This window comes from Salmonella sp. SJTUF15570, from assembly GCF_043357055.1.
GTDB classification, from domain to species: domain Bacteria; phylum Pseudomonadota; class Gammaproteobacteria; order Enterobacterales; family Enterobacteriaceae; genus Salmonella; species Salmonella enterica.
Genome location: NZ_JBEUKJ010000005.1, coordinates 43,230 through 56,838, shown reverse-complemented (window position 1 = coordinate 56,838; position 13,609 = coordinate 43,230). Strand labels below are relative to the sequence as shown.

General features: G+C 50.7%; 13 protein-coding genes. 7 read left to right on the top strand and 6 right to left on the bottom strand.

Features of this window, described 5'->3' with window-relative positions; translation table 11 throughout:
• Positions 1-266: 266 nt before the first annotated feature.
• The 7 genes from ABVN44_RS11250 to ABVN44_RS11220 all read left to right on the top strand — a co-directional run bounded on the left by ABVN44_RS11250 (position 267) and on the right by ABVN44_RS11220 (position 7,242).
• Positions 267-1,493, top strand: coding sequence for a PfkB family carbohydrate kinase (locus ABVN44_RS11250; RefSeq protein ID WP_000471822.1), 1,227 nt, complete (start codon positions 267-269; stop codon positions 1,491-1,493).
• A gap of 11 nt (positions 1,494-1,504) precedes the next feature.
• Positions 1,505-2,242 (top strand): glutamine amidotransferase, encoded by a 738-nt coding sequence (locus ABVN44_RS11245; protein ID WP_023232085.1) that lies wholly within the window; start codon positions 1,505-1,507, stop codon positions 2,240-2,242.
• Between the two features lie 58 nt (positions 2,243-2,300).
• Positions 2,301-3,194, top strand: a complete 894-nt coding sequence (locus ABVN44_RS11240; protein WP_001000508.1) for a proline iminopeptidase-family hydrolase — start codon at positions 2,301-2,303, stop codon at positions 3,192-3,194.
• A gap of 21 nt (positions 3,195-3,215) precedes the next feature.
• Positions 3,216-4,559: an APC family permease gene (locus ABVN44_RS11235; protein WP_000756089.1), complete on the top strand. Its 1,344-nt coding sequence runs from the start codon at positions 3,216-3,218 to the stop codon at positions 4,557-4,559.
• A 401-nt stretch (positions 4,560-4,960) separates the two neighbouring features.
• Positions 4,961-6,373 carry a pyruvate kinase PykF gene (pykF, locus tag ABVN44_RS11230; RefSeq protein ID WP_000751447.1) on the top strand — a complete coding sequence of 471 codons (1,413 nt, stop codon included), beginning with the start codon at positions 4,961-4,963 and terminating at the stop codon, positions 6,371-6,373.
• A gap of 310 nt (positions 6,374-6,683) precedes the next feature.
• The gene (lpp, locus tag ABVN44_RS11225; RefSeq protein ID WP_001082307.1) at positions 6,684-6,920 is read left to right on the top strand and encodes a murein lipoprotein Lpp; all 237 of its coding nucleotides are present in this window, start codon (positions 6,684-6,686) and stop codon (positions 6,918-6,920) included.
• Positions 6,921-7,002: 82 nt separating this feature from the next.
• The gene (locus tag ABVN44_RS11220; RefSeq protein ID WP_039590634.1) at positions 7,003-7,242 is read left to right on the top strand and encodes a major outer membrane lipoprotein; all 240 of its coding nucleotides are present in this window, start codon (positions 7,003-7,005) and stop codon (positions 7,240-7,242) included.
• 68 nt (positions 7,243-7,310) lie between these two features.
• On the opposite strand, the gene ABVN44_RS11215 is transcribed toward ABVN44_RS11220, so the two are convergent.
• From ABVN44_RS11215 to sufB, 6 genes are all read right to left on the bottom strand, one after another.
• A complete protein-coding gene (locus ABVN44_RS11215; RefSeq protein ID WP_000817060.1) occupies positions 7,311-8,312 on the bottom strand; it encodes a L,D-transpeptidase family protein in 1,002 nt (333 codons plus the stop codon).
• A gap of 154 nt (positions 8,313-8,466) precedes the next feature.
• Positions 8,467-8,883 (bottom strand): cysteine desulfuration protein SufE, encoded by a 417-nt coding sequence (gene sufE, locus ABVN44_RS11210; protein WP_000729470.1) that lies wholly within the window; start codon positions 8,881-8,883, stop codon positions 8,467-8,469.
• 12 nt (positions 8,884-8,895) lie between these two features.
• On the bottom strand, positions 8,896-10,116 hold the full coding sequence (gene sufS / locus ABVN44_RS11205; protein ID WP_000143859.1) for a cysteine desulfurase SufS: 1,221 nt from the start codon (positions 10,114-10,116) through the stop codon (positions 8,896-8,898).
• Positions 10,113-11,384 carry a Fe-S cluster assembly protein SufD gene (gene sufD / locus ABVN44_RS11200; protein WP_023232086.1) on the bottom strand — a complete coding sequence of 424 codons (1,272 nt, stop codon included), beginning with the start codon at positions 11,382-11,384 and terminating at the stop codon, positions 10,113-10,115. The genes sufS and sufD overlap by 4 nt, the downstream gene beginning before the upstream one ends.
• The gene (gene sufC, locus ABVN44_RS11195) at positions 11,359-12,105 is read right to left on the bottom strand and encodes a Fe-S cluster assembly ATPase SufC (protein ID WP_000948902.1); all 747 of its coding nucleotides are present in this window, start codon (positions 12,103-12,105) and stop codon (positions 11,359-11,361) included. Before sufC ends, sufD begins: the two co-directional genes overlap by 26 nt.
• A gap of 16 nt (positions 12,106-12,121) precedes the next feature.
• Positions 12,122-13,609, bottom strand: coding sequence for a Fe-S cluster assembly protein SufB (gene sufB / locus ABVN44_RS11190; RefSeq protein ID WP_000089383.1), 1,488 nt, complete (start codon positions 13,607-13,609; stop codon positions 12,122-12,124).

Here is a 13,609-nt window from a genome sequence, read left to right as displayed (position 1 = left end):
GAACGCTGTCCGGCTGCATATACTCACTGAATCGTGCAAGCCCAACTATTTTACGTTCACCCTGTCATATTACATAGAAAATATATGACAACACTCACAAAACTATTTTCCCCTTCTGTAAGCAATTAATATTTAACACATTGGCTGCGCTTCTGATTATTGACATTCATTTGGGGTTACTTCCGGTTGACCGCATAATCTGTGATTGAATTCACCGCATGACAACATTGCCATAAATACAATTCAACTCACTACCCGGAGGCAATATGTTTAAAGAAGAAAGACGTCATGCCATCATCAATTTACTGATAAAGGATAATAGTGTTAGCGTCAGTAAACTTTCAGACCTTTATAAGGTTAGCCAGGAGACTATTCGTTCCGATCTACGCTATTTCCAGAAATCAGGTATGCTTCAGCGTTGCTATGGCGGAGGAATTTTAAACCGTGACGCGCTGAGTAAGCTTATCACTGAAAATAAGATTGATATTTCCAGCACTATCGCCACGCCAATCCATCAGGATGCAAAACTGCGCCGGGAAAACACAAAAAAAGCAGGCAAGGTGTGTGTTTTAGGCTCATTCAATATTGATGTTTCAGCAACCGTGCCGTGGTTTCCACAAAGCGGAGAATCCATTCTGGCCAGTCAATTTGGATTCTATCCTGGCGGTAAAGGAGCCAACCAGGCTTTAGCGGCAAACAACGCTGGCGCTGCGGCACATTTTATTTTTAAAGTGGGCAAAGATCAGTTCAGCGCATTTGCTATGAATCATATTATTCAATCAGGCATCACCTCATACAGCGCGTATCAAACAGATAAAGCACCCACCGGTAGCGCATTGATCTATGTCTCCGCCGTAGATGGCGATAATATTATCGCCATCTACCCTGGCGCCAATATGATGCTCACCACACAAGAGATTAACGAGCAACACCGTTATATCGCCGAGTCTGACGTTATGTTAATGCAGCTCGAAACGAACATTGAAGCGTTGACTGAATTTATTCGCCTGGGCAAACAAGAAAATAAAATGATCATGCTGAATCCTGCCCCCTATACGAAACAGGTGACGCATTTATTATCTGATATTGACATCATCACGCCGAATGAAACTGAAGCCTCTTTTTTATCCGGCGTAACCATTACTGATATTAATGATGCGAAAAAAGCCGGAAATATTATTCTGCAATCCGGGGTGAAAAAAGTCATTATTACCCTTGGCGCCCGTGGTTCTCTGCTCTGTGAGCACGCCCGCACGTTGTATATTCCTGCGTGGAGCGCCGTGGTAAAAGATGCCGCCGGGGCCGGTGACGCTTTTAATGGCGCCTTAGCCGCCGCGCTGGCGCGACAAGCAGATATGGTCGCAGCCATTCAATATGCCTCCGCTTTCGCTTCTCTGGCGGTGGAACAAGTCGGTGCGTCGAGTATGCCTCAGCACTTGCAGGTTTTACATCGAATGCGTACCCAATCTAATAAAGTCATTCACATTAATTAACAGGTGACATAATGAAAATTTTATTTATTGGCGAATCCTGGCACATTCATATGATTCACTCTAAAGGTTTTGATAGCTTTACATCGAGCAAATATGAAGAAGGTGCAGACTATTTATTATCCTGCTTACGCCAGGGTAATATCGATGTGGACTACATGCCTGCCCATATTGTGCAAACTCGTTTTCCACAAACCGCCGAAGCATTAGCCTGCTATGATGCGATCGTCATCAGTGATATCGGTAGCAATACGTTCCTGCTACAAAACAGAACGTTTTATAATATGGACATTATTCCTGATGCATTACAACTTATCGCCGATTATGTTGCTGAGGGCGGCGGTCTGTTAATGATCGGCGGGTATTTATCCTTTACGGGAATAGAAGCAAAAGCCAATTATAAAAATACGGTTCTGGCGGAAGTATTGCCGGTTGATATGCTGGATGTAGATGACCGCGTAGAACTACCGCAAGGATGTAAAGCAGTAAATACTGCGGTAGAGCATATTATTACCCAGCCATTTAGCGAATGGCCGCCGCTGTTGGGCTATAACAAGCTTATCGCCAAAGAAAATAGTCAGGTCCTTGCTGAAATTAATGGCGATCCACTGTTAGTTATGGGTACTTACCATAAAGGGAAAGTATGTTGCTTTGCCAGTGATTGTTCACCGCACTGGGGAAGCCCGCAGTTTCTGCAATGGGAACAGTACGCCACCTTCTGGTGTAATGTTTTACACACAATAAAAAAATAATATTACCCAGGCGAATATAAATTTCGCCTGCCCTGCCACACACTGAGTCATTAAGAATATGAATGATACTTATCTCTATGGCGAAATGTTTTCTGAAAACATATTGACAAGCTATCGGATTTATGGAGACAGAAAATCATTACTCACGCCGCTCATTATCCTTCATGGCGGCCCTTCTGGCGGCTTTGATTATTTATTAAATTATCGCCGTCTGGCTGATGACGGGCGCATGGTAATATTTTACGATCAATATGGCTGCGGTCGTTCAACGCATTTTCCTCATGCTGACGCGTCTTTCTGGACTATTGCGCGTTATCTCCGTCAATTAACCCAATTAATTCATCACCTGGGTATTGGACACGGGTATTCGATACTGGGACATTCCTGGGGCGGAATGCTTGCCGCAGAGCACGCCTGCTTACAGCCTGCCGGGCTTCGCGGGACGATACTGGCCAGTTCGCCGGCCAGTATCGCCCTGTGGCAACAGGAAGCCATACGGCTCTTTAACGCTCTGACGCCAATGTCCGATGACGATATCAAAAACGTCATTATGCCCGCCGTCATTTATCAAAACCCACCGGAACAGCTGGTCGCTTATTATGCCAGGCACGTTTATACCCTCGCGGAAGAAGCCGTTCATGTTCAGCGATCTAATGCGCAGTTCGCCGCCGACCCTACGGGTTATCACATTTTATGGGGAACCAATGAACTGGCGGCAAATGGCAAACTTGCCGACTGGGATATTACGCCCCATTTGTGCCAGATACGCTGTCCTGTTCTGGTACTGCGCGGCGAAAACGATCAGGCAACCGAGCGCGTCGTCTCTCCGCTGCTCTCTCACATTTCAGACTGCCGCGCGGTCACTATTCCCGGCAGCAGCCATAACCCGCATGAAGAAAATATCGCGCCCTGCCTCGCAGCGGTAAGCGCGTTTTTACGCGATCTGGCATAAAAAGCCATTAAGGTATTTATCATGAAAAAAGTCAAAAAATTGTCTCTTACCGATTTAGTGCTTTATGGTCTGGTGTTTATGGTGCCTATCGCGCCAGTCTCTCTTTATGGCGTCGTTTATAATCTTTCGCACGGTATGGTTGCGCTGGTTTATATTATTGGCGCGATCGCGATGTTTTTTACCGCGTACAGCTACTCTACCTTATCGCAGCATATCTCCTCGTCGGGTTCGGCCTATGCGTATGCTGGCGTATGCATTAATCCCGCCGTAGGGTTTCTGACCGGATGGATATTACTGCTGGATTATCTTTTGTTCCCTACGCTCGTGGCAGTGCTGGGCGGCGTCGCGGTCCACGCTATTTTACCGCAAATCCCGGTCTGGGTCTGGCCGTTGATTTATGTGGCTATTGGCACCGGAGTCAACTATCTCGGGATACAGCAAACGGCGAAATTCGATAAGTTACTGGTCTTTATTCAACTCGGTATTCTGGCGATTTTCGTGCTACTCATTGTCCGTCTGATGCTGCTGGACAGTAGTCAGATAACGCTTTCCTTCCGGCCTTTTTTCGATTCACAGTGGTTCACCCCAGGGCTCATCGCGACGGCGATTTCGGTGGCTGCGCTGAACTTTCTCGGCTTTGACGCTATCAGTACATTAAGTGAAGAAAGCGAAGGCGGGGGACGCGCCGTCAGTAAAGCAACGCTGTTGGCGTTAGTTTTGGCGACGGTACTGTTTATTATCGTTGTGGCGTTTGCGGCGTTCGCCACCGGTAATGTCGACCGCTTCGCGGAAGGCAATGCGACGAATGAAGCATTTTTCACCATTGCCGGCAACGTTGGCGGTATCTGGCTCAAAGTGGCATTTTCCATCATTGTGGCGTTTGTGTGCGCCGTCGGCAACATTATTACCGCGCAAACGGCGGTGTCCAGAGTGCTATTTTCAATGGGGCGCGACCGAATGTTGCCCGCCTTCCTCGCTCACGTCCATACCACGCGTAAAACGCCGGATTATGCCATTCTGTTTACCGGCGGCGTCACCCTGCTGCTCAGCTACCTGTTTTCCGGCAAGATTGAATCTATCTCCACGCTGGTGAACTTTGGCGCGCTTTTCGCTTTTTTTGTCGTGAACCTGTGTGTGTTTATCCTGTTCAATTTCCGGATGAAAGCCCAGCGGCGCATTTTCGCCCATGTCATTTCGCCGATCATGGGGATGATCGTCATCGGCTACGTCTGTTTAAACATGAACATTCACGCTCTGATACTCGGAATTAGCTGGGCGGCGATCGGGATAGCGATTCTGTGCTATCGAAAAGCACACAACCAAAACATCGCCATCGACCTGGAAGGCAAAAAGTTGCTCGATTGACATTATGCGCAACAACACCCACTGTTGCGCAACGCCGCCCCTGTTCGGGCGGCGTTATCGCCAGCGACATCGTAAACAGCGTAATAACAAACCGTTGTGGATCTGCACAGATGTCTTTTGAAACAGGGTTTTCATTTTCCTTTTTTGTAAATTTCAGCGTATAATGCGCGCCAATTGTCTCTTGAATGGTTTCAGCGCATTGGACTGTAAAACTCAACGACTAAAATTATCCCCTTCCCGTTGGGCTGAAACGCGAGCACACATTCCTCTGCACGCTCTTTCGATGTCACCTATCCTTAGAGCGAGGCATCATCACTTTAGCAACACAGGCTTAGCTTCCGGGCCGTGCGCGCCCGAAGCCAGATTTCCATATCCTCCTCAACTTAAAGACTAAGACTGTCATGAAAAAGACGAAAATTGTTTGTACTATCGGTCCGAAAACCGAATCCGAAGAGATGTTAAGCAAAATGCTGGACGCGGGCATGAACGTGATGCGTCTGAACTTCTCTCATGGCGATTATGCAGAACACGGTCAGCGTATCCAGAACTTGCGCAACGTGATGAGCAAAACTGGTAAAAAAGCCGCTATTCTGCTTGATACTAAAGGACCAGAAATCCGCACCATTAAACTGGAAGGCGGTAACGACGTTTCGCTGAAAGCGGGCCAAACCTTCACTTTTACCACCGACAAATCCGTGGTCGGTAATAATGAAATCGTTGCCGTCACCTATGAAGGCTTCACCAGCGACCTGAGCGTTGGCAACACCGTCCTGGTTGACGATGGTCTGATCGGTATGGAAGTGACCGCCATCGAAGGCAATAAAGTCATTTGTAAGGTGCTGAACAACGGCGATCTGGGCGAGAACAAAGGCGTTAACCTGCCGGGCGTTTCTATTGCTCTGCCGGCGCTGGCTGAAAAAGACAAACAGGATCTGATCTTCGGTTGCGAACAGGGCGTTGACTTTGTTGCGGCATCCTTTATCCGTAAACGTTCTGACGTTGTCGAAATTCGCGAGCATCTGAAAGCCCACGGCGGCGAAAACATCCAGATTATCTCTAAGATCGAAAACCAGGAAGGCCTGAACAACTTCGATGAAATTCTCGAAGCTTCCGACGGCATCATGGTTGCGCGTGGCGACCTGGGCGTAGAAATCCCGGTTGAAGAAGTGATTTTTGCGCAGAAAATGATGATCGAAAAATGTATCCGCGCACGTAAAGTCGTGATCACCGCGACTCAGATGCTGGATTCTATGATCAAAAATCCGCGTCCGACCCGTGCAGAAGCAGGCGACGTTGCGAACGCCATCCTCGACGGTACGGATGCGGTTATGCTGTCCGGCGAATCCGCAAAAGGGAAATACCCGCTGGAAGCCGTTTCTATCATGGCGACCATCTGCGAACGTACCGACCGCGTCATGAACAGCCGTCTGGACTACAACAACGACAGCCGTAAACTGCGCATTACGGAAGCAGTATGCCGCGGCGCGGTAGAAACCGCCGAAAAACTGGAAGCGCCGCTGATCGTGGTAGCGACCCAGGGCGGTAAATCCGCTCGCGCCGTGCGCAAATACTTCCCGGACGCCACCATCCTGGCATTGACCACCAATGAAGTGACCGCCCGTCAGTTAGTACTGAGCAAAGGCGTGGTATCGCAGCTGGTGAAAGAAATCAATTCTACTGATGATTTCTACCGTCTGGGCAAAGATGTCGCCCTGCAAAGCGGCCTCGCCCAGAAAGGCGACGTCGTAGTGATGGTCTCCGGCGCGCTGGTTCCAAGCGGCACCACTAACACCGCCTCTGTTCACGTACTGTAATAATTGTTGTGTGAATTAATTTGTTTAAAAAAGCGCCCTTCCGGCGCTTTTTTTATTTAATCGATAGCCACTATTAATAAAAAAATCAAATCGGATTTTACTATCTAATTGCGGATTATCTAAGAAGAATCCGATGGAAGCCCCCTGTTTTCTTTCGGTTTTTTAGGGACTTTCATGCATTTCGATGCTTCTTTGAGCGAACGATCAAAAATAAGTGCATTCCCATCAAAAAAATATTCTCAACATAAAAAAGTTTGTGTAATACTTGTAACGCTACATGGAGATTAACTCAATCTAGAGGGTATTAATAATGAATCGTACTAAACTGGTACTGGGCGCGGTAATCCTGGGTTCTACTCTGCTGGCTGGTTGCTCCAGCAACGCTAAAATCGATCAGCTGTCTTCTGACGTTCAGACTCTGAACGCTAAAGTTGACCAGCTGAGCAACGACGTGAACGCAATGCGTTCCGACGTTCAGGCTGCTAAAGACGACGCAGCTCGCGCTAACCAGCGTCTGGACAACCAGGCTACTAAATACCGTAAGTAATAGTACCTGCGTAATAAAAATGGCGCACATCGTGCGCCATTTTTTTTACCTATATAACCACACAAAATACAAGGTTATTGTTATGAACCGCACTAACAAACTGATCTTAGGTGCAGTAGTTCTGGGTTCCACGTTACTGGCAGGTTGTTCCAGCAACGCTAAAATCGATCAGTTGTCTTCCGATGTACAGACGCTGAGCGCTAAAGTTGAGCAACTGAGTAATGACGTAAATGCAATGCGTTCCGACGTTCAGGCTGCTAAAGACGACGCAGCTCGCGCAAACCAGCGTCTGGACAACAAAGTAGTATCCCACGTCCGTTAGTAATTTGACGCACGATATAAAATGGCGCACATCGTGCGCCATTTTTTTGTCCGTCGTTTGCGCGAAGGCTACTGCGTGACGCGCGTTTGCCCCTCTTCCCCGACAAAACCGTTCTGAGCGGATTCGACTGCGGTCGTATTTACCGCTGGCGTCTGCCCGGCGCTCACGCTGACTGGATACCCGGCTCGCCGGTATAGCGCCTTATCGACCAGGCGACTATCCACCCCTTGTGCGTTTCTGAACGCGGTAAATTCCGCAGGCAACACATAGGGCATTGTCTGCACGTTTTGCTCTTCTTCCGGCGATAGCGGCCTGTGTACCTCTACATAACGAATGCCATTCGGCTCGACAGAGAATTTCACCGGCTGGTTAATCACTTTTACCGGCGTCCCCGTTCTGACCTGCGCAAATAACGCCTTGATGTCCGGCGCGTTCATGCGAATGCAACCGGAACTCACGCGCAGACCCACGCTATCCGGCGCGCTGGTGCCATGAATGAGATATTCCCCATTACCGTGCGCCAGACGCAGCGCATAGCGTCCCAGCGGGTTATTTGGCCCGGCAGGGATCACCGGTGGCAGCGTGATCCCCCGCTCAAGCGAACGTTGGCGTATGCCCGCCGTCGGCGTCCACGTCGGGTTGGGGATCTTTTGCCCTATCCGGGTGTCCATGACGGGAGTTTCCAGTCCCTGCAAACCGATGCCGATGGGATACACCTGAACGCGGTTTTCTCCCGGCGGGTAATAATACAACCGTAGCTCCGCGAGGTTGACGATAACGCCTTCCCTGGGCGCATCCGGCAATAGCATCTGCGAGGGAATGGTAATTAGCGTACCGGGCTTAGGCACCGGCGCAATCGTATTGTTCGCTTCAAGAATGAGCATCGCCGCCGTATCAAAACGCCGGGCGATAGCCTGCAGGTTTTTATCACCTTCCTGTACGGTATAGGTTTGATTCTGACCAATAAGACGGCTGCCTTCGGGCGGTAATGGATAATCAACCGCCCAGGCTGCCTGTAACGCGCTATACGCGCCGATAATAGTTAGCGTAATGAAAGACGCACGTTTCATACCAAACCTCCTGTATTCCTGGTGATGCCCTCTGCGACGACTGGTAGCGCTTCGCTTATCAGAACAACAAAATATACGCTCTGTCCACTCTGGATAAAGCGACGTCGCCGTCCGACAAAGGATTTGACATCAGGTAGAACGCTGTCTGTACAGTTTAGCTAAGAGTGGCGGCCTTAGCGCGAATTGCGCGAATCATTGCTTCCAGCCCCTGAGAACGAGAAGGCGTGAGGTGCTGCGTAAGCGCCATTTTTTCGAACCATGGCCGGACATCAAAATGTACAATATCCTGCGCCGTCATCTGGTGGTACAAAATAAATACCACCGCCATAAGGCCTTTAACGATCGCCGCGTCGCTGTCGCCCTGCAATTCGATAATGCCGTTGGCGTTTCGCCGCATCACGATCCACACCTGGCTCTGACAGCCATGAATCGTATTTTGCGGATTGCGATCCTGCGGATTTAACTCCGCCAGGCGCTGCCCCAACTCAATAATATATAAATATTTCTCTTCCCAATTAGCGCAACGCGTAAAGTTACGCAGCAATTTTTCTTTATCCGGTAACGCAGCCATAAAACCTCACTGTTATCCCAACAAGCGGTGGATACGCGTTAATCCTGCCACCAGTCGGTCCACTTCTTCATGGGTGTTATACATCGCCAGCGAAGCCCGGCACATTGCCGGCACGCCATACCAGGCCATGAGCGGCATTGCGCAGTGATGTCCCGTTCGTACCGCGATACCGTAATTATCAAGAAAGCTGCCGACGTCGTAAGCATGGTGTTTACCCAGATTAAACGCGATGACGCCCAACCGCTGCGCCGGACCATACAGCGTGATATCAGGCACCTGCGCCAGTTGCTCCAGCGCATAGCGCATCAGCATCTGCTCATAATCGCCAATCTTATCCAGTCCCAGCGACGTCACATAGTCAATCGCCGCGCCGAGACCGATGATGCCGCCAGTATTCGGCGTTCCCGCCTCAAAACGCCAGGGCGCTTTCGCCCATGTCGTTCCCTGTGTCAGGCTGACGGTCGAGATCATCGACCCGCCCCCTTCCCACGGCGGCATTTCTTGCAGCAACGCCTCTTTAACATACAGAATGCCGATGCCGGTCGGCCCGTAAAGTTTATGGCCGGAGAAAACGTAAAAATCGCAGTCCAGCGCCTGGACGTCAACAGCATGGTGCATCACGGCCTGGGCGCCATCCACCAGCACTTTCGCCCCATGCTGGCGCGCCAGCGCAATCATGTCCGGCAGTGGGTTTTCCGTCCCCAGCACATTGGAAACATGGGTAATGGCCAGCAGTCGGGTCCGGTCATCGAACAGCGCAGCTAAGGTCTCCAGCCGCAGCGTACCGTCAGGATGCAATGGGATCACGCGCAGTTCGGCGCCTTTGCGCTCGCACAGCATCTGCCAGGGAACGATGTTGGCGTGATGCTCCATCTCGCTGATAATAATGTTATCCCCGGCGCGAATATTTTCCGTTCCCCAACTGTTGGCGACAAGGTTAATGCCCTCCGTCGTACCGCGCACGAACACCAGTTCTTCTGCGGAGCGGGCGTTAATAAACCGCGACGCCTGCTTACGCACATTCTCCATGCTTTCGGTCGCCTGCGCGCTTAACGTATGGATACCCCGATGTACCGCAGCATAGCCGTGACGGTAGAAGGCAGATTCAGCATCAATCACCTGATTAGGTTTTTGAGCGCTGGCTGCGCTGTCCAGGTAAGCCAGCGGCAGGCCGTTAACTTCACGCTGCAGTATGGGAAAATCCGCCCGTACTTTTTCTACAGGAAATGTCATACCAGGCCTCCGGGCAGTCGCTGGCCGATTCGCGCCAGCACCTGCTGTTTAAGGGCGCTATCATGGATAGCTTCCGTTAACTCTGCGGCAAACGCGTAAAGAATCATGTGCCGCGCCTCCTGCTGTCTGATGCCGCGTGATTGCAGATAAAACATCTGCTCATCGTCAATACGCCCGATCGTCGCGCCGTGGCTGCACTTCACGTCATCGGCATAGATCTCTAATTGCGGTTTGGTATCGACTTCAGCCAGTTTCCCCAACAACAGGTTATTATTGGTCATCTGGCCGTCGGTTTTAATGGCGTGTTGCGCCACGTTAATCAGGCCATTAAAGACCGCGCGTCCTTTGTCGCTGACGATGGTCTTGTGCAACTGGCGGCTGTTACAGTAGCCTTTGTTATGTTCCAGCCATGTCCGCGTATCGCAAACTTCATTTTTCACCGGCATCGCCAGACTATTCAGTCGAAGCGTCGCGTTTTCACCATTCAGTTGTGAGCTGCTGTGGTGACGTAGTACTGCGGCGCCCAGCAGAAAACTGTGGCTAAACGCCGAGGCGTCTGTCGCCAGCAGAAGATCGTTATGCGCAAAGTGATAGCTGGACGCATTTTCAAACGCCAGTTTGATATGACGCAGTTGCGCATTGTCTGCAACGTTCATCGTCAGACGCGCGCCGGTAAAATGTTTTGCCGCTGTAAGGCTGACATAATGCTCAATAACCGTCGCTTCCGCGCCTTCCGCCAGCGCCAGATGGTGGCGATAATGCGCGGTGTTCAGCTCGTCGCCATCCACGCCCTGCGTGATATGCATTAACAGTAGCGGCCTGGTCGGACGCTGATTTCGCCGTACCTGTATATACGTGACACATTGTGCCAGGCTTTCCGTCAGATGCAGAAAAACCTCGGGATGTACCGGCGCGGCAAGCGTCTGGCGCTCATCCCTGACTCTTACGTCAAATCCGCTGTTTTGCGTGCTATCACTGAGCTCTGGCATAAACCGACCATCGACAAACACCAGCCGCACGGCATCGATTTGCAGCGCCAACGCATCACGCTGTGCGGCGCTGATAGTCGCACACTGCTGGATAAACTGGCTATGGGTTAAGCCCTCCAGCGGCGTGTATTTCCAGTCTTCATGTTTACGCGTCGGCAATCCCAGACGTAACATCTGTTGTAAATGTTGTCTTGCCTGCTCAGTTCGACTTTCTCCTTTTTCTTCAAAGAGATGTTGCCATTGCTGTAGCGCTTTACTGCTGTTCGGTAAGCCAGCCATAACCCTGCTCCTCCAGTTGTTTGACCAGAGTAAAATCGCCGGAACGGACAATTCGCCCCTGATAGAGGACATGGACGTAATCAGGCTTGATGTAGTCCAGTATGCGCTGATAGTGGGTCACGATAATAAAAGCGCGTTTATCGTCGCGTAACGCGTTGACGCCTTCCGCCACAATTTTCAACGCATCGATATCCAGTCCGGAGTCCGACTCATCAAGGATGCACAGTTCCGGCTCCAGCACCGCCATTTGCAAAATATCATTGCGCTTTTTCTCCCCGCCGGAAAAACCGACGTTTACCGAACGGGTCAGCAAATCTTCCGGCATTTTCAGCAATGCGATCTTCTCTTCCATCAGATCCTGAAAATCAAAGCGATCCAACGACGCCTGCCCGCGGTAGGCGCGCACGGCATTCAGCGCGGTTTGCAGGAAAAACTGGTTACTGACGCCGGGGATTTCTACCGGGTACTGGAAGGCCATAAAAATCCCTTCGCCCGCCCGTTCCTCCGGCGACAGTTCAAGCAGATCTTTACCTTTGAACGTAACCGAGCCGCCGGTGACCTCATAATCTTCACGTCCCGCCAGAGTGGCGGAGAGCGTGCTTTTCCCGGAACCGTTCGGCCCCATAATGGCATGAACTTCGCCGGGGCGAATCTCCAGATTCAGGCCACGCAAAATCGCTTTTTCTTCCACACTGACCTGTAAATCTTTAATGCTTAACATGGTTTTTCCTTCATCATTAACCGACGCTGTGCTCAAGGCTAATCGCCAGCAGTTTTTGCGCTTCAACGGCGAACTCCAGCGGTAGTTCCGAGAAAACGTCTTTGCAGAAACCGTTGACGATCATCGAAATAGCGTCTTCTTCGCTGATACCGCGTTGCAGACAATAGAAAAGCTGATCTTCACCGATGCGTGATGTTGTCGCCTCGTGCTCCAGCTGCGCGCTGTTATTGCGGCATTCAACATACGGGAACGTATGCGCGCCGCAGTCCGCGCCAATCAACATGGAGTCGCATTGGGTGAAATTTCGGGCGTTGGTTGCCGTCGGCATAATTTTTACCAGCCCACGGTAGCTGTTCTGGCTGTGGCCGGCAGAAATGCCTTTTGAGATAATGGTTGAGCGCGTGTTTTTACCGATATGGATCATTTTGGTGCCGGTGTCAGCCTGCTGATGTCCACTGGTCAGCGCAACGGAATAGAACTCGCCGATAGAATTATCACCGCGCAGGATACAGCTCGGGTATTTCCAGGTAATCGCCGAACCGGTTTCCGACTGGGTCCACGACATCTTGCTGTTTTCCCCTTCGCACAACGCCCGCTTGGTCACAAAGTTCAGAATGCCGCCCGTGTTGTTGTCGCCCGGGAACCAGTTTTGTACGGTGGAATATTTTACTTCAGCATCTTTATGGATGATGACTTCCACTACCGCGGCGTGGAGCTGATAACTGTCGCGTACGGGCGCGGAGCAGCCTTCGATATAACTCACATAGCTGCCTTCATCCGCCACCAGAATCGTGCGCTCAAACTGACCGGTTTTCTCGGCGTTAATGCGAAAATAGGTGGATAACTCCATCGGGCAACGCACGCCTTTGGGAACATAGATAAATGTCCCATCGGAAGCGACTGCCGCATTCAGCGCGGCAAAAAAGTTATCGTTCCCCGGCACGACGGTGCCAAGATATTTCCTGACCAGGTCAGGGTGATCGTGTATCGCTTCGCCAAAAGAACAGAAAATAATGCCCTGTTCCGCCAGTTTTTCACGGTATGTGGTCGCTACGGAGACCGAGTCAAAAATCGCATCGACGGCGACCTCTTTCCCTTCGCGAACCGGAACGCCAAGCTGCTCGAAGGCGTCTTCAACCTCTTTACTCAAAAAGGTATTCGCGCCCGTTTGCTGTACGGCTCCCGGCTGGGAAACGCAGCTATCGTCGCAGTTTCCGCATGATGGCGCAGAGTAATAGCTGTAGTCCTGATAGTTCAGTTTATCGTAGTGCGCCTTCAGCCAGTGCGGTTCATCCATGTCCAGCCAGGCTCTATAGGCATTGAGACGAAATTCCAGCATCCACTCAGGTTCGTTACGCTTTGCGGAAATCGCGCGCACCACCTCTTCGCTGATGCCTTTTGCCAGTTCATCAGTGGGTAGTTGCGTGAAAAATCCTTCTTTGTAATTAAGGCGTCCGCCTGTCCAGATGCCGACCTCTTCCGTTGCTTCAGTGTTACGAGACAT